Consider the following 17,775-nt stretch of genomic DNA (forward strand, 5'->3'; position numbering starts at 1 on the left):
TAAAAACTGGTGCGGCCGAGAAGACTTGAACTTCCAAGGCCTTATGAGCCACAGCGACCTCAACGCTGCGTGTCTACCAATTCCACCACGGCCGCACTATATTCTAGTTTTTATATAATTATTTTAAATTACTTAATCATTTTAGAATTTTTCATCTAGAGTGTCAATCTGATACTAGAATAATTTAGAAATTGTTTGTATAATTTGATTATGAATTTTGTGATTATAAATTTTAATCATTTAAGATAACCTTACTACTAATTTTTAACTTAGGTTTTTATACAAATGAATATAGCTAATATCTTTATTTTTTTAGCTCTCTCTCTTATAACTAGCTTTCATTTCGTCCATGCACAAATATTATACACATGGTCTCAAGTTATCCCAGAAAATAAACTAAGCATACGCGCAATTACGGACAATGACATGTGTCCCATTGTTTATGTTGATGGCGAGGAAACAGAAATGCTGAATCGCAGCTCAATTAACAATGGTGATCATAACGAAACAGTTTGTGAACTGACAGTACAAACAAGTGCCAAAAACATTAGTATTGAGGATCTACGGGTTCCTATATTACCAAAAAAGGTTAATAAAATTGCTTTCATTGGTGACACGGGCTGTAGAATAAATATGTTATTTCAGCAGGAATGTAATTCGGTAGATAGCTGGCCTTTAAAAAAAAATTTAGATTCAATCGCCCTTCATAAACCAGATTTAATTATCCATGTTGGTGATTATCATTATAGACAAACAAAATGTAGAAATACAAAAAAGTGTGGCGATATTTATGGATATAATAAAGAAGTTTGGTACGCTGATTGGTTTGAGCCTGCAAAGGATATTTTATCACAATCCCCTTTCCTTTTTGTTCGTGGAAACCATGAGAGTTGTGATAGAGCTTATGAAGGATGGTTCAGGTATCTAGATTCATACCCCTTTTCGTCTGAAAAATGTGGAAACTTCGTTTCTAGTTGGTCCTTAGATGCTGGACCGATGAAATTTTTTATCTTCGACTCTTCATCCGGTGAGGATATTTTTACAACCCAAAGCACAATTGATGCTTTTGAGAGGCAATTTGATAAATTGATACAAAATAGTTCTGACAAGCCCATGTGGTTTTTAACTCATAAACCGCTTTGGAGATCTCCAAAAAAAGAATTTTTGACATTAAAAAGCCATGGTAATCTTACACAAATCGAAGCTTTTGGAGATAAATTTCCAAGCAATGTTACTACCATAGTTTCTGGCCACATTCATATAGCCCAGATTTTATTAATGGATAATGTTCCAGACCAAATTATAGTTGGAAACGGTGGTGCATCATTACACGCTCAAGATCAAGAATCTGTTTATCAAAATGTAGAATTTGACTATTTAAATGGTAAAAACTACTTAGCACACGAGGTTAGAAACTTTTTTGGCTTTGGCTTTGCAATACTAAATTTAGATGATCACGAATTTACCTTCTATAATCAACACAATAAGGAAATGTATTCTGCGAAGCTAACAGAAGATTTTAAACTTAAACGGATTAAAACTATAGTCGATTCATTTTAGGATTTGTTATTAGCTATTTTAAAAACGCTACTTAAACATTTTTTTTAATCGATTGATTTCATCAGCAAATTTTGAGTCGGTCTTTATAAAATTTTCTACTTGTTTTACTGCATGTATAACAGTAGCATGGTCTCTGCCACCAAAGTTTCTCCCAATATCTGGTAGGCTTTTTTGCGTAAATTTTTTGGCAAAATACATAGCTATTTGTCTTGGCCTTGCAAGACTGCGAAGCCTTCTATTGGATTGCATATCTGCAACCTTTATATTGAAAAATTCAGCTACTTTCTTTTGTATTTCTTCTATTGTGACTGACCTATGATTTGACCTAAGAAGATCGATTAGGGTTTCACTAGCTGATTCTACCGTCATACTTCTTCCAATTAATGAGGTATGGGTAACCTTATTTAATGCTCCTTCTAATTCTCTTATATTAGATTTTATGTTCCTTGCTAAAAACTCTAGGACATCTTTCGGAACATACATATTCATCTGCTCCACTTTTGCCTGCAATATACCAAGCCTTAATTCAAAAGTTGTTTCATTAATATCTGCCACCAACCCCCAACCGAGTCGTGATTTTATTCTTTCTTCCACTCCATCAAGATCACTAGGAGACCTATCAGCTGATATAACCAATTGTTTATTTTGGTCTATCAATGCATTGAAAGTGTGAAAAAATTCTTCTTGTGTACTATCTTTACCACTGATAAATTGCACATCATCTACCATCAATACATCTACTGATCTAAATTGCTCTTTAAATAACATAATATCTTTGCTTCGCAGCGCTGTAATATATTGGTACATGAATTTCTCTGCTGATAAATACACCACTTTTCTTTTTGCTGATGGGGAATTGACTATGTGCCAAGCTATAGCATGCATTAGATGTGTTTTACCAAGTCCCACTCCACCATATAGAAACAAAGGATTGCTGCCTAATATTGGATCTATAGATTCTGCCACACGCTTTGCCGCCGTAAATGCTAATTCATTTGGCTTTCCCACTACAAAATTATCAAAGGTGAACCTTGGATCCAGCGGCGAACCAAGATTATGATTACTTTCCTCTCTGTTTTTTAGTATAACATTAAAATTTGAATTCCTCTCCTCAATTACTTGAATATCAATAGAACGTATACTTTTATCTTCGCTTTGCCATAATGATAATATTTTTTTCATGTAATGAACTGTAATCCACTCTTTTATAAACCTTGTTGACACGGATAAAAGAACTTCCCCATTTCTGCTACTGACAAATTTTAGCGAACTCAGCCAGCTGTTATATGTTGCTTCTCCATAAAGATTATAAAGACAATTTTGGATTTTTTCCCAAGTAACATTGTGATCCGTTACTGTAATAATCTGATCAAAAAACATAGTAGAAACCTTAGGGCTAGTTAAGTTCATATACCACACCAAGAAAAAAGCAATAATTAGAAAAATATAAGATAATCAATAGCTTACTGCAAAATGAAAAGCTAATACTACTTAATACATACTAAAAATTATGGTGATTTTTTGATGGGTTGTAAAGGGTATAAAAACATTAAAATTGATCATTTTTATTTCAAAAAAATGAAAAATTTGTAAATGTCGCTTGTATCGAGGATTAGAAGCATGCTATTAAAAACAGTAATACATTATGTATAAATAAGATGTTAAATTTACTGGCAAATAAGTAAAGTATTCATATAAATATAGCTAACCTAATATAGATTTACTGAAGCAAATTTATGATTATATTAAGTAATTTGAGTTGTTATGCTGTATTCGGTATTGAACTAGAGTTTTACATTGAAGGAATAGAAAAAGAATACTTATTTCTGAATAGCATCAAAAATAAAATAGCATCTCTTGAATTTTCTTGCGAGAAGGAGAATTCTACACATCAGTATGAGATAAAAAGTGGTTGTTATACGAACTCCTACAATTTAATTAAGCATTTTGAGTTAGCAAAACAATCACTTACTGAAACAGCACAAAAACTAGGTGGGAATATTTCTTTTAAAGCAAAGCCCTATTTGGATAGAGCAGGCAGTGCATTAAATGTGCATGTTAATCTCGTGAATTCAAATAACGATAACTTATTTTATATCAATGAGCAAAAGTACAGTGACTATCTGATTCACAGTATTGGTGGATTATGTGCAATGATGAAAAAACATATGTTGTTTTTCGCTCCAAATGATGATTCATATTTAAGATTTCAGTACCCGGATATTCACACTCCAACTACGATTAGTTGGGGAATAAATAACAGAACTGCTGCAATAAGAATTCCCTATTTTGGCAACGATTCCAAAAGATGCCGCCTAGAGCACCGTGTTCCTGGAGCAGATTGTAACCTTGAAAAAGTACTCACAGCAATAATTGAAGGTATAGTTTTTGGTATAGAGAACAAAATTGCTCCGCCAAATAGAGTGTATGGCATTGCATCTGATCCTCAATATAAGATGGAGAGTTTGATATAGCAACTACATCTAAAACCCTAACCCGTTAAATGGCTGTTGGATAATTGGCTGTTTTAGCACTTCCCTCACATCATTATTTACATTCCCGCACTGTAATAGCCACTTTGCAGGAGATAGTTTTCTCTCAGGTTTAGATTCTATACTAATATTTGCACTTGGTCTTTCAGGAAGTGGATTACCAAGCGCATCCATGTGTTTAGGTAAAGGTTCCATAACAATATTTGTAGCACTAGAAACGGAATGACTATCTTTAGTATCAGCGCTTTTAGAAAGTGAATTACCTTTGAAATCCATATGTTTAGGTAGTCCATTTTTCATTTCTTCTTCTGCTCTTTTATTTTTTAATTCTTCTTCTAGCTCAGTTTCAGTTCTTTTTGGTTCTTTTACGGTATCTTTTTCTTCACCTTCATCAACACTGCTATACCCTTCATCTTCTGAAACTTTATCTCCTGAAACACGAGTAATTTCAGCTTTAGTTCTTATTTTATGAATCAGCGAAAGTAATAAGTAAGTAACTGCAGCGGCAGAAACGATAATGGCTATCTTTGCGGCAATGTGGATTGCTGTTAAAAATATTAAAGCTGATAAAGCTCCAGCTAATCCAGACACAATAACTTTATTTTTGCCCTTTGTTACATTTAGAATTGCCACCATAATAACCTCTCAAATACTGTTCTAGAATTATTATACAGGAATTTTCTTATACTTGCAATTTTGCGAAAATTTTAATTATTTGCGTAAAGTTTTAAAGCTACACAAGGATTAATTAATATGCAATGTATCTCGACTATAATATTGTACAAACACACATATTCAGCTAACATTCAACATGCAGAGCTTACTCATAGAGCGAAACAGGGCGGTGGTATTATTACTTATAGTAATTTTTATCTTCGGTTCATACGTTTATGTAAAAATGCCAAGGGAAAGCAATCCTGATATACAGATTCCTATAATCAGCGTGTTTGTTGGACTTCCTGGGATTTCTGCTCAAGATAGTGAAAAGCTATTAGTGCTTCCTATAGAAAATGAACTAAGATCCATCGAAGGTGTAAGAGAATTGAGAGCTTTTGCAACTAATGATGGTGCTCACATGATACTCGAATTTGGAACAGAGTATGATAATAAAGAAGTGCTCGATAATGTTCGTTCAAAGCTTTCAAACATAAAATCGAAGTTACCTGTTGAAGCAGAATCTCCGATAATCAATGAAATAAACTTGAGCTTATTTCCGATACTCAATGTCGGCTTAATTGGTAATTTGCCAGAAAGAGCCTTAACTGAAATAGCACGCAAGCTAAAGAAAGAAATAGAATCTCTGCCAAATGTTCTCAAAGTTGAAGTGGCAGGTATGCGTAAAGAAACAGTGGAAGTGATAGTTGAGCCCACAGTTCTAACAAAATATAACATTCAATCAAACGAAATATTCCAAGCTATATCAAGCAATAACAGACTAGTGGAAGCTGGGTCACTGGAAAATGATACCGGTAAATATTCGATTAAAATATCAGGGTTATTAAAAGATATAGAAGATATTATGAATATTCCTATTAGATCTCAAGGCGATGCAGTTTTGAGAATCAAAGATATAGCAAAAGTATACCCTAGGTTTGAGGATCACCAAGGATTTGCTCGCATTAATGGATTACCTAGTGTCGTGCTAGAAATTTCAAAACGTAACGGAAAAAACATAATAGACACAGTAAATCAAGTAAAATACTTAATGGATAAGGCAAAAGATCAATTACCTGAAAATTTAAAAGTGGTGTACTTAAACGACCAGTCAAAAAACGTCCGCGATGTGCTTGATGACTTGGAAAACGGCATAATATTTGCTGTGTTGTTAATATTGATCATAATGATGCTTTCTATGGGAACAAGGATTGCTATTCTTGTGGCACTCTCGATACCCGGTTCCTTTCTCATTGGGATAATAGCTCTTTACTTTATGGGTATAACCTTAAATATCGTTGTGCTCTTCAGTTTAATTATGGCTGTTGGCATGCTGGTTGATGATGCAATTGTGATCAGCGAATATGCCGATAGAAAGATGATCTGCGGAATGGACAAAGTAGAAGCTTTTTACACTTCAGTTCGTGATATGTTTTATCCGGTTCTATCATCAACGTTAACTAAATTAGCAGTGTTTTTTCCTCTATTATTCTGGCCTGATACTGTTGGTAAATTCATGCAGTACATACCAATTACAATAATTCTAACTTTGACTGGATCGCTCATTATGGCTTTGGTTTTTATACCAACACTTGGTGCAATATTTGGTAAGCCTTCGATAACTTCAAAAAAAGAAATAAAAAAAATGAGTGCTATAGAAAGTGGTGAAATAAAAAATGCTGGGCCTATAATAAGAGCTTACGTACGCATGCTAGAGAAGGTTTTGGATCATCCTAAAAAATTCGTATGTGCTACTGTATTCGTTTTGTTTTCATTTAGTGTGCTGTACTTTACTTTTGCTCCTGGAGTAAAGTTTTTTCCGAAAGTGGATTCAGATAATATTTTAATCAGTGTTAAAGCAAAAGAAAGCTTATCAGCCAAAGAACGAGATCTGATACTCAAAGAAGTGGAAGAACGCATTTTGAGCATTGAAAAAGAAATTCATGTTTCTTATGCTAGATCAGGAGCATTTTCAGACAACGTTATCGCCAGAATACAACTAGAACTTATGGATTGGCGCTTCAGGCGCAAAGCTAAGCACATACTAAATGATATAAGGAGCAGTGTGCAAGACATGAAAGGAATAATAATTAATGTTCAAGAGGAAAAGCCAGGACCGTCGGCTGACAAGCCAATACAAATTAACCTCAGCGGGAGTGTATCCAGTTTGAATTTAGCAGCAGAGAAAATTCTAGAAATTATGAACCAACCTTCATCCGGGTTTATAAATATTCAAGATAGCAGATCAGCACCTGAAATAGAGTGGAATATGAGTGTTGATAAGAATAAGGCTACAAGCTCTGAAGTAAGTGTTGCAACCATTGGCGATTTTATAAAGATGGTTACAAATGGAGTGTTGATTGGAAAATATAGACCAAATAACACGGATGAAGAAATCGATATTGTACTCCGTTTCCCTGGAAAGGATCGCAACATGAAGACTATAGACAATCTTTTTATCAATACAGTTAATGGCCCGTATCCTATGAGCAATATAGTAAAATATGCTCCCGAAAAAAAGGTAAACAAACTAAACAGGATTGATGGATTACGCATAGTGACAATCTCTGCTGACGTTGATACTGGCTATCTTGTTGATGAAAGAGTAAAGTTCATTCAGAATTCTATTGCCCAGGATTGGGACAAGGGAGTAAAAATTGATTTTAAAGGCGACAAAGAAGATCAACAAAAATCAGGAGCATTTTTGTTAAAGGCTTTTATATTAGCGATTACACTAATGATATTGGTATTAGTAACACAGTTTAATAATGTATACCATACATTTATCGTAATGACAGCAGTGTTTTTATCCACAACATGTGTGTTTTTTGTTTTCTTTCTTATCCAACAAGTTTTCGTAGTTGTTATGTGTGGAGTGGGGATAATTGCTTTGGCGGGAATTATAGTGAATAATAACATACTATTACTTGATGCCTTTCATCACCAAATTAAGGTACACAAAAATGACATCAAGCGATGTGTAATAAACGCTGCAATTTCTCGCGTTAGGCCAATATTGCTTACCGTTGCAACCACAGTTCTTGGTTTAATACCGATGATTACCAGGTTAAATATCAATTTTTTTACGCTACAAATCACATATGATGCTCCATCAAGCCAGTGGTGGGTTGACATTTCAACAACCATAGCAAGTGGAATATTGGCTGCAACGGTTTTAACTTTATTCTTTACTCCTGCGTTGCTTGTTATACAAAGACATGAAAAAACTTGACTTAAATTAGCAATCATTTAACATTTAAGATAGTGTTCTTTGCCCGTTGGAGCTATAATTATAACTAATTACATTGGATTTATTTATTATGATTGCTAATCGTAAAAGCAGTGTTAAGCAGAAAAGTAACAAGAATAACATAGTTGGAAGCCTTGATGTAATAAAAACAGCAGGAGAGCTTTCACTTCAAAAAGGTTTAGATTTTGATGTTGTAATAAAGGCACTAGAAAGTGCTATAGAAGCAGTGGCTTATCAAAAATATGGTAGCAAAAGTAAAATTGTAGTTAATATAGATAGAAACACAGGCAAAGTTACTTCATACAGAAAACTAAAAGTTATTGATGATGAATCAAATGAAAAAGAGAATACTGAGTGTGAATCAATTACGCTTACACAAGCTAAATTAATAAAAGGAGATGCAAAAGTTGGAGATACTGTTAGTGAATTACTCTCTCTTAACACTGATCTTGCTTCAGCAAGAATTGCCCAGCAAAAGATTGCTCAAATAATTAAAGATGAAGAGTCAAAAAAGCAATATGAGGAATTTAAAGATAAGGTGGGAGAAATAAGGTATGGTATTGTTAAACAAGTAGAATATTCAGATCTTATTATAGACATAAATGGCACTAGGGCATATCTTCCATTGCGAAATTTAACTGGTGGTGAATCATTTCGTGAAGGTGATAAGGTTAAAGCTTACATACAGACTGTTAAGCGCTCTGATGATGGACGTCAAATTATTCTTTCTAGGACTCATGAAGGCTTTTTGGAGGCATTATTAAATCAAGAAATACCAGAAATTGCTGACGGATTAGTGACAATTAAAGGTATAGCTAGAGATGCTGGTTCAAGGTCTAAGGTTGCCGTTTTCTCTCCCGACAAGAACATTGATCCAGTAGGTGCTTGTGTTGGAGTTAAGGGAGATAGAATAAAAACTATTATACACGAATTAAATGGTGAAAAAATTGACGTTATAAATTACTCCTCAGATTTGGGTCAATTTGTTATTAAAGCCATTACTCCTGCAGAAGTATCGAAGGTTATTATTGATGAAAATGAAAATTGCATAGAGTTAATAGTTGCTGAAGATCAATTGAGTTTAGCGATAGGAAAAAAGGGCCAGAATGTAAGATTAGCTTCAGAGCTTGTTGGATGGAAAATTGAGATATTAAGCACTCAGCAAGAATCAGAAAGGCGAAGTAAAGAACTTAGTCAATGTTCAGCTTTATTTGCTGAAGCTTTAAACTTAGAAGAGATTATGGGTCAGCTATTGGTAACAGAAGGTTTTTCAAGTGTAGAAGACATATCTAGCGCTTCAATTAAAGAGCTTGCTTCAATAGAGGGCTTTAATGAAGATATTGCAAACGAACTTCATAATAGAGCAAATAAGTACCTGAAAGCAGAAAATGATAGAAAAATAGAAGAGCTAAAAAGTTTAGGTATGGAGGATGATGTAATCAATTTAACTTTATCAATAGACAATAAAATTGCTCTTAGTAAGCATGATATTAAGACTTTAGAGGACATAGCAGATTTATCAAGTTATGAGTTTTGCAGCATACTCTCTTCCTCATCCGATAGCAAAGAAGATCTAAAAGATACAGTAGATTCAATAATCATAGAAGCACGTAAAAAGCTTGGATTAATATAATAAAATAATATGAATAATGAAGATATCAGTGATAAAAAATTAACGCTCCAAGGTTTAAGCAAGCTTAAATTAGACCTCAATTTAAACTCTTCAGCTAGCCCAAGTACTGGAGCTACAGTAGTAAAAAAAAGAAGAAAAAAATCTCATGATGCAGAAGAACATAATTTATTTGACGAGAGTAAATTAGGTTCTTTAACAGAGAAAGAACAAATTTTTCGCATTAATGCTGTGCAGAATGCTGCTTTGCTGAAAGAAAGAAATCAGAGAGAAGAAAAAGAGAAAACAGCAAAAGAAGACAGCAATAAAGAGATTGACGAGAAAAATGAAGCGGACGCTTTATCTAAGGAAATAAATAAGCAAGTTTTAAGTAATACCCACTTAGTTGAACCAAAAGAAGATAGTATTGACCATGAGGACAACGATAAAAAGTCTTTTAAAGTCAACAAAGATATATATTCTAAGCATTCTAAACTGGTAATTGCACAGGCAATAGATGAAAAAACTGAACAACCCCCTGTATTTAAGCAAAGGTTTGGTATAAGAGGTAGAAAGTCAAAGTTTACTAAGGGTAAAAATATATCAAGAGAAGTTATTATACCAGACAAAATAACTATCAGGGAGTTATCTATTCGCATGGCAGAAGATAGCAAGAGTGTGCTAAAAATGTTCAAAGAAGAAGTCGGTGAGAGTTATAGAGTAGATGATCTGGTGGATCCAGATATAGCATGTGAAATAGTGGAAAAATTTAATCATACGGCTAAACGAGTGAGCGATACCAACAGAGAAAAAGATTTATTTTTTATAGAAGGCAGAGAAAGCCTGCCTAAAAAACCTAAACCACCAATCGTCACTTTTATGGGACACGTCGATCATGGTAAAACCTCATTGCTCGATGCATTTCGTGAATCTAATGTTGCAGAAAGAGAGTCAGGTGGCATAACTCAACACATAGGTGCTTATCAAATAACGACAAAAGATAAGCAAAAAATTACCTTTATTGATACACCAGGACATGAAGCGTTCACTGCGATGCGTGCACGTGGTGCCAATATTACTAATATAGTTGTAATAGTAGTTGCAGCTGACGATGGAATCATGAAACAAACAGTTGAAGCAATAAATCATGCAAAAGCAGCAAATGTTTCCATTATAGTTGCTATTAATAAAATTGATAAATCTGAGCCTGGTGATGTAGAAAAAATAATTAATAGTTTGCCTCAATATGATCTCATCCCTGAAGGGCTTGGTGGTGATGTTATGATTGTGCCAGTATCAGCAAAAAAGAAAACTAATTTAGATAAACTAGAAGAGACGATTTTGTTAATCGCTGAATTAATGAAGCTAGAAGCAATAGAAGATTGTCGAGCACTTGGATGGGTAATAGAATCCAAAATAGATAAAGCGAAAGGAATATCAGCCACATTGATAGTTGAGGAAGGAACGTTAAAGGTTGGTGATATATTGGTAGTTGGTACAACATACAGCAAAGTACGTAGTATGGTTAATCACCTCGGTCAAAGAGAAAAAGCAGCACTACCCTCCGCTCCAATTGAAATTACTGGTCTAAATGGTGTACCAAATGCTGGAGATAAATTTGTTGTTGTAAATTCTGAAAAGCAGGCGCGTGAAATTGTTGAATACAGGCTAGAGTTAATCAAGAAAAAGAAAGAAGATTTGGGCGACAATAATTTAGATATATTCAGTCGTAATAACAGCGAAACAGAAGAACTATCTGTAGTTTTAAAGTGCGATGTAACTGGTTCTATTGAAGCAATATCAAGTTCAATTGATAAACTCGGTAAAGACCAAGTGAAATTAAATATCCTACACAAAGCAGTAGGAGGGATAACAGATTCAGATGTGCTGCTTGCAGAAGCATCAAGTGCAGTAATTTTAGCTTTCAATGTAAAAGTGGACTCAAAAATAAGGGACTTGGCAAAACAAAAAGGTATAGAAATACATACTTATAACATAATATACGAGCTCATTGACGACATGAGAATGTATTTAACTAAAATGTTAAAGCCTGTTACACGAGAGGTTCGTGTTGGTTCTGCATCTGTAAGGCAAATATTTAATGTATCTAAAGCTGGTAATATCATTGGATGTTATGTAAGTGATGGAGTCATAAAAAAAGATTCTTTAATTAAGGTAGTGCGCAATAGTAAATTGGTGCATGAAGGAAAGTTAAAAGCACTACGTAGATTTAAAGATGATGTTAAAGAAGTAGGTGTAAACTTTGAATGCGGAGTATCACTAGAGGGTAATGTCGATATTAAAGTTGGAGATATTTTGGAAGCTTATCAATTAGTGCAAGAAGAAAGGGTGTTATAGTAGCTGGATATGAAAAAGGAAATTAGAAACCTAAAGATAGCATCGGTATTGCATAGAGCAATATCAAGAATTCTAATGGAAGGTAAGGTGTTCAATAAAAATGTAGCGGTATCTGACGTAAAATTAAGTAAAGATTTGAAAAAAGCAGATGTATATATTGTGTTATCTTCATTGAATATTCAAGTAGCTGACTACTTAGATCCAGAAAAAAGACGCACTGGAGATCCTTCTGAGAATAATTGTGATATTAATACTGTTGTTAATGAAATGAACCAATCTGCATGGTCAATACGTAAATCTATATTGTGTTATGTTGATTTGCGATTTATACCTGAACTAGTTTTCAAGCCTGACTTAGCGTTCGATAATTTTGTTAATGTAAGCAAAATATTACATAATCACACTTAATTAATGCATTTCAATCGTTACTTTTCATTAATGAGGTTGCACAGTTTAACAGGTTTGTGGCTTGTGCTATTTCCCAGTTTGAGCGGTATTCTTTTAGCCTCAACTTCTCTATCGTATCAGGTTCTTTTTCTCCTTGTTTTGTTTACTATAGGTGCATTTTTAATGAGACCTGCAGGGTGCATAATCAATGACATTTTCGATAGGGAAATAGATGCGCACGTTGAACGAACAAAATATAGGCCACTTGCAAGTGGTGCATTAAACATAAAGCAGGCTTTAGCTTTACTTTCACTGTTACTGTCTATTGCCCTGGTAATCTTATTATTAACTAATAAAACTACACTCATACTTGGAATAATCTCAATGTGTATGATAGCTACTTACCCTTTATTAAAGCGGTATGTTTGGTGGCCACAATTGTTCTTAGGGTTTACCTTCAATATGGGATCGCTCATGGGCTCAGCAGCAATAACAAACCAGATCAGTATAGAATCCTTGCTGTTTTATATAGGATGCGTCTTTTGGACACTTAGCTATGACACCATATACGCCCATCAAGATAAAAAAGATGATGAAAAACTCGGGATGAAATCTACCGCATTATATTTTGGTGATACAACAAAATCTTGGTTGAAAAGATTTTATTTAATATCTCTTATGACGTGGCTATATGCTGGTATCTTATCATCATTAAATAACATTTTTTATATTGCTCTACTTGCTGTAGGGTTCATATTTCACCGCCAATACAAAAATTTCAATCCTGACGATCCCAGTCAATGCATGTCCATATTTAAAAATAATTCCTACGTAGGGTTGCTGCTCTTTTTCGGCATTCTTTTAGATAGAATTATCACCTAGGTCTCAAGAGTTTCGGCTCTAATGAAATCAATAGACTCAGGTAGCCCGCAGAAACAAAAAAACTTGCTTGACAAACTCCGCCAGCCCTCTTATCATGAAACTGAAGCTATTGTATTTGCTTTCGCCAATCTGCAGATTAAAAGGTAAGGATTACTTAATGTATCGGCGTCTTATGTTCAATTTTTTGCAGTATATAGATACTGTATGTCTTTACAAAACTTCATCTACATCTAGATTTTTATCTAAATAAGCTGAACGCGCTTATAAAGCGTTACAAGACATCAAAAAATGCCAATACTCGACAGAGATAGTAAAAGACTAGCTAACTCGGGGATTCTTTGTCTTTTTTTCTGCTTAGTAAATTTCTTAAACATTTGCAGCGTAAGTTAGTTGCAATTAAAAGCGGCTGAATCTCGCTTGTCAAGCGTTTAAAACATAAAAAACGCCAATATTTTAAAGCGGATAATAACCCCAGGGCTTCTTTTGCCTTTTTTTTCATTTGGTAAATTTCTTAATATTTACAGCTAAACAACAACCGTCATCCCTAAGTATCCCGCTGCTTGTTAGCGGCTGAGATACCGCGAATGAATCGCGGTATGACGGTTCGCGGCAGGATGACGATAAGCTCGTCATCCCACTACTTGTTAGCGGCTAAGAGATACCGCGGCGGTATAGCTATAGGATGACAAAAAAAGGGCACTGTGACGAACTTAAATCACAATTATCAGTTAATGCTAATTACGGCATTATAAAAAACGCCAAACTTTTTTCTGCTTTTATGCAAGAAGTCTAGTCCATATATTCCTCCCACTTTTCCGTGACTTTTCTTACTATTTCCTCACTCATTTTAATTTTCTTTCCCCATTCTCGTTTGGTTTCAGGCGGAATTTTGTTTGTCGCATCAAATCCCATCTTACCTCCCAGGCCACTTTCAGGGGAAGCAAAGTCTAAATAATCAATAGGTGTATTTTCTATCATGATTGTGTCACGCACAGGGTCCATCCTCGTTGACATTGCCCACATCACTTCCTTCCAATCACGTATATTTATATCATCATCAACAACGATAATAAACTTCGTGTATAAAAACTGCTTTAGAAAAGAAAGTATGCCCATAACAATTCTTTTTGCCTGCCCTGGATAGGATTTTTTTATCGACACTACCGCTATTCTATATGAGCAACCTTCCGGCGGCAGATAAAAGTCCACTATCTCTAGAAATTGATTGATAAGAATGGGCACAAAGATTTCGTTGAGCGCTTCACCAAGAATTGATGGTTCATCAGGTGGCTTGCCAGTGAAAGTGCTGAGATAAATTGGATTTTTGCGCATAGTAATTGCAGTAATATTAAATTCAGGAAATTGCTCAACAGAATTATAGTAGCCAGTGTGGTCTCCGTATGGCCCTTCGTCTTGATAGCTATCCAAACTCACATAGCCTTCCAGAACGATTTCCGCGTGAGCTGGTACTTGAAGTGGAACAGTCTTACAATTTACAAGCTCAAGCGGCCTCTTTCGCAGCAGTCCAGCAAATTGGTATTCTGACAATGTTTCTGGCACTGGAGTTACCGCAGCAATAATCGTTGCAGGATCACTACCAATCACAGCAGCAGCAGGAAATTTCATATCTCTGCCTTCTTCCTTCCAACGCTTATGGTGAGTTGCGCCACCTCTTTGTGCAAGCCAACGCATTAGTGTTGTTTTTTTATCTATAACCTGCATACGATATATTCCAAGATTAAAATTATCTTGCTTTTCTTTCGTGGGTCCTTTTGTTACCACAATCGGCCAGGTGATAAGTGGTGCAGGTTCATTTGGCCAGCATGTTTGAATGGGCAGTAGACTTAGGTCCACTTCATCTCCGGTTAGCACTACCTCTTGACATGGAGCCTTGCTCACGACTTTACTTCGCATCGATAACACGACTTTCAACAAAGGAAACATTTTTATAGCATCCTTAAAGTTTTTTGGCGGCTCAGGTGATTGCAAAAATGCTAAAAGTTTACCAAGATCTCTTAGTTCATCAGGATTTATGTTCAACCCCAATGCAATCCTCTTAATAGTACCAAATAAATTCACCAAAACAGGAATCGAATTTTTGCCATTTTCTGTGATAACATTTTCAAAAATGATCGCTGGCCCTTTGCTTGACAAAACTCTGCGATGAATTTCTGTCATTTCAAGAACTGTTGAAACTTCCTCCTTAATCCTAATCAGATCTTTTTTTTCTTCTAAGGCTTTGATGAAGTCGCGTAAGTTGTTGTACATATTTTAAAGATTTTAAGTCTTTTAAGAAGTGTTTTTCCCAGCACAACCTATTCACTTATTATTATAGAGGCTCTAGAAAAATTATTCTCCAGCTCGCTTTTTAAGTTTTTATATTCAGTAGTGTTTAACTCTTCATTGGTAATAAAGCTTTTCTGTATAGCTACTATATCATTTAATTCTGTGCTGCCATTTTGATGTTTACATGACCTATTTACATATAACCATGGAGAATTTATTTCAAAATTCAATTCTGCACAGTTTTTAATCGCAATGTCTTTTATTACCGTATGCGTTTCACGAGTATGAGGAGTACCTATAAAAATGTCTGACACTTGGTCAGAAACTGTATTTACGACACCATTAAGCAAATTATTTTCTAAAGTTAAAACAAGTCCTAGGTTCGTCCTAAAAACTTTATTTTTTTGTTGTAATTCATACTTAATTGTAAGATCCTCTACATTACGCGAAGTAAGATCAGGCAATTCTAAGAATTTCTTTTCTTTTTCATTAAGATATACCCCACTAATTATATAAAAAACAGAATCTCTTAACTGCTCGTTTGAGTAATATAATCCAGCACTTGCTAAGCTCATAGCTGACTCCCCTTGCATAGTAAGCTGACCACGTTCGTTTACAACATTATCTTGTATAGTTAATTCACTATGGGATATAATTTTTGAATTTTCAGCTTGTACAGCAGGAATTTTTGTGTAGCTAACTTCTTTAGAATCCAATACTAAAGCAACTTTGTCAGCAACATCTGGAAAAATACCTTGTGCCATACTAACCTTATTAGTCGGATCAATCCAATATATTTTTCCACCTTTATTTGTTACTCTGAGCATCGTATGATTAAAATTACCCAGATTAGGTAATGCTTCGGAATTAGGAATGCTAGTAATTCCTCTCATAACTAGAGTAGGTTGAACTCTGTAACCAAGTTTTTGTAAAATAGCAGCCGTACTAACAGAAAAATCCTTACAATCTCCAGTTTGATAATCAGCAATTTTCTCTAAATCTCTTGGAAAAAATCGTCCTGACACTGTACGCCAATCTCCCGTGTATTGAATTTTCTCATTCAACAAAGAAGTAACAACGTTAATTTTCTCTTCATCAGTACTCTCATTGGCAGCAGATTCTGCTATGGCCGTAAAAATTGTAGGAAGTGGCTGAGTAATGACGTTATAATATCCAGGAGCTAATTTTTTTGCTAAATCCTCCCATTTAGATAGGCTTGACAGTGATACCCAAGTATTGTGCTTAAAATTCAATATTCCATTATGTGGCTCATTTATCAAACCTTCATAAATTGCCTTTTTTAAAGTAATGCTTATAGAATGTACACCATTCTTTTTCTCCTCAGCGATCTTTAATACGTTTCTTGGATCATTCACTCTAATCTCTAGAGGCAACTCAGAATTGATTTTAGTATTCTCTGCTTGAAAATACCGCCCATAATAAGAAAAGTGCAAACCATAAAAATTATCAATAGGAACTTTTTTATGAATTTGTTTATATTTTAGATATACTTCTGCACCAATTGTCATTTTAGGAAATGATATGGTTACTTGCCTTAGCTGATCGAAACCTTGAGGACTAGCCAACGCCTTGTCCTCTATCATGTTTTTAGCGACTACGTATTCCCTCCCATTGTAAGCTGTTTTAGCTTCTAAAATAGTGAGGTCTGCACTATCACCATTATAAATAAGACTGTATGGGGAGAATGCACTACGCCCAGATTCCTTGAGTACTTTTGCTTGGAGTTCTGATTCTAATTCATAAGTACCATCCCCATTAATATTAATGGTACTATTAGAAATTTTGATCTCAATGGGAGCATCTTCATACTTAGTCCACCTTGCTTCAACTGGAGGAGTTATAAAAAACACTAACAATGTTAAGTTAAAAAGAGTTTTTAAAAATTTCATTATGACACTCATATAGAATATTTAAAATTATCGGCATATTGACTGAAAAATTGTTTTATTACACCCACACGACGCGACCATACACTGCAATAAACTCAGCAAATGGGAAAAAGAGAAGCTTACTTCCTAGAATGGCTATTTCCTTTTTTTTACCAATATTTATCGCCGCGTTTGTTAGCATTATACATGGCAGTTATAAGATAATCAACTACCAAAATGTTTCACCACCCTCATCACCAAGTTTTCTGATGAACTTTGTGGTAATGTGCTTGAGTTTCATTGTACGTAAAGTTTGTACTTGCAGCAAAATTGGCTATAAAATACACTTGATACAAATGTTTTTATGTATTAACATTAGATGCTTCTTTTAATATACAGATAAATGTG

The 17,775-nt window shown here is 34.6% G+C and carries 11 protein-coding genes and 1 tRNA gene; 7 read left to right on the forward strand and 5 right to left on the reverse strand.

The window, feature by feature from the left end:
* Positions 1–7: 7 nt before the first annotated feature.
* Positions 8–95 (reverse strand) — tRNA-Leu (locus tag OPR21_RS06895).
* 190 nt (positions 96–285) lie between these two features.
* Here OPR21_RS06895 and OPR21_RS06900 point away from each other — a divergent pair.
* Complete coding sequence (locus OPR21_RS06900; RefSeq protein ID WP_006279778.1) at positions 286–1,560, forward strand: metallophosphoesterase; 1,275 nt, start codon at positions 286–288, stop codon at positions 1,558–1,560.
* 27 nt (positions 1,561–1,587) lie between these two features.
* Here the strand turns inward: OPR21_RS06900 and dnaA are convergent, their stop codons facing one another.
* Positions 1,588–2,970 (reverse strand): chromosomal replication initiator protein DnaA, encoded by a 1,383-nt coding sequence (gene dnaA / locus OPR21_RS06905; protein ID WP_010962298.1) that lies wholly within the window; start codon positions 2,968–2,970, stop codon positions 1,588–1,590.
* A 326-nt stretch (positions 2,971–3,296) separates the two neighbouring features.
* Here dnaA and OPR21_RS06910 point away from each other — a divergent pair, with 326 nt between their 5' ends.
* Positions 3,297–4,034 carry a type I glutamate--ammonia ligase gene (locus tag OPR21_RS06910; RefSeq protein WP_265029884.1) on the forward strand — a complete coding sequence of 246 codons (738 nt, stop codon included), beginning with the start codon at positions 3,297–3,299 and terminating at the stop codon, positions 4,032–4,034.
* Positions 4,035–4,043: 9 nt separating this feature from the next.
* On the opposite strand, the gene OPR21_RS06915 is transcribed toward OPR21_RS06910, so the two are convergent.
* Positions 4,044–4,688 (reverse strand): hypothetical protein, encoded by a 645-nt coding sequence (locus tag OPR21_RS06915; RefSeq protein ID WP_265029885.1) that lies wholly within the window; start codon positions 4,686–4,688, stop codon positions 4,044–4,046.
* 175 nt (positions 4,689–4,863) lie between these two features.
* Between OPR21_RS06915 and OPR21_RS06920 the strand changes: the two genes are divergently transcribed.
* From OPR21_RS06920 to ubiA, 5 genes are all read left to right on the forward strand, one after another.
* The gene (locus OPR21_RS06920) at positions 4,864–7,938 is read left to right on the forward strand and encodes an efflux RND transporter permease subunit (RefSeq protein ID WP_320157057.1); all 3,075 of its coding nucleotides are present in this window, start codon (positions 4,864–4,866) and stop codon (positions 7,936–7,938) included.
* A gap of 88 nt (positions 7,939–8,026) precedes the next feature.
* Positions 8,027–9,589, forward strand: a complete 1,563-nt coding sequence (nusA, locus tag OPR21_RS06925; protein ID WP_264722976.1) for a transcription termination factor NusA — start codon at positions 8,027–8,029, stop codon at positions 9,587–9,589.
* A gap of 9 nt (positions 9,590–9,598) precedes the next feature.
* Positions 9,599–11,923: a translation initiation factor IF-2 gene (infB, locus tag OPR21_RS06930; RefSeq protein ID WP_265029887.1), complete on the forward strand. Its 2,325-nt coding sequence runs from the start codon at positions 9,599–9,601 to the stop codon at positions 11,921–11,923.
* A gap of 9 nt (positions 11,924–11,932) precedes the next feature.
* Positions 11,933–12,331: a ribosome-binding factor A gene (locus OPR21_RS06935; RefSeq protein ID WP_038249615.1), complete on the forward strand. Its 399-nt coding sequence runs from the start codon at positions 11,933–11,935 to the stop codon at positions 12,329–12,331.
* 3 nt (positions 12,332–12,334) lie between these two features.
* On the forward strand, positions 12,335–13,192 hold the full coding sequence (gene ubiA, locus OPR21_RS06940; protein ID WP_077188461.1) for a 4-hydroxybenzoate octaprenyltransferase: 858 nt from the start codon (positions 12,335–12,337) through the stop codon (positions 13,190–13,192).
* A 789-nt stretch (positions 13,193–13,981) separates the two neighbouring features.
* Here ubiA and OPR21_RS06945 read toward each other — a convergent pair.
* The gene (locus OPR21_RS06945) at positions 13,982–15,460 is read right to left on the reverse strand and encodes a UbiD family decarboxylase (RefSeq protein WP_265029888.1); all 1,479 of its coding nucleotides are present in this window, start codon (positions 15,458–15,460) and stop codon (positions 13,982–13,984) included.
* A gap of 47 nt (positions 15,461–15,507) precedes the next feature.
* Complete coding sequence (locus OPR21_RS06950) at positions 15,508–17,388, reverse strand: DUF3857 domain-containing protein (protein ID WP_236514513.1); 1,881 nt, start codon at positions 17,386–17,388, stop codon at positions 15,508–15,510.
* Positions 17,389–17,775: the final 387 nt, after the last annotated feature.

It is taken from the genome of Wolbachia endosymbiont (group A) of Philonthus cognatus (assembly GCF_947251755.1).
GTDB lineage: Bacteria > Pseudomonadota > Alphaproteobacteria > Rickettsiales > Anaplasmataceae > Wolbachia > Wolbachia pipientis.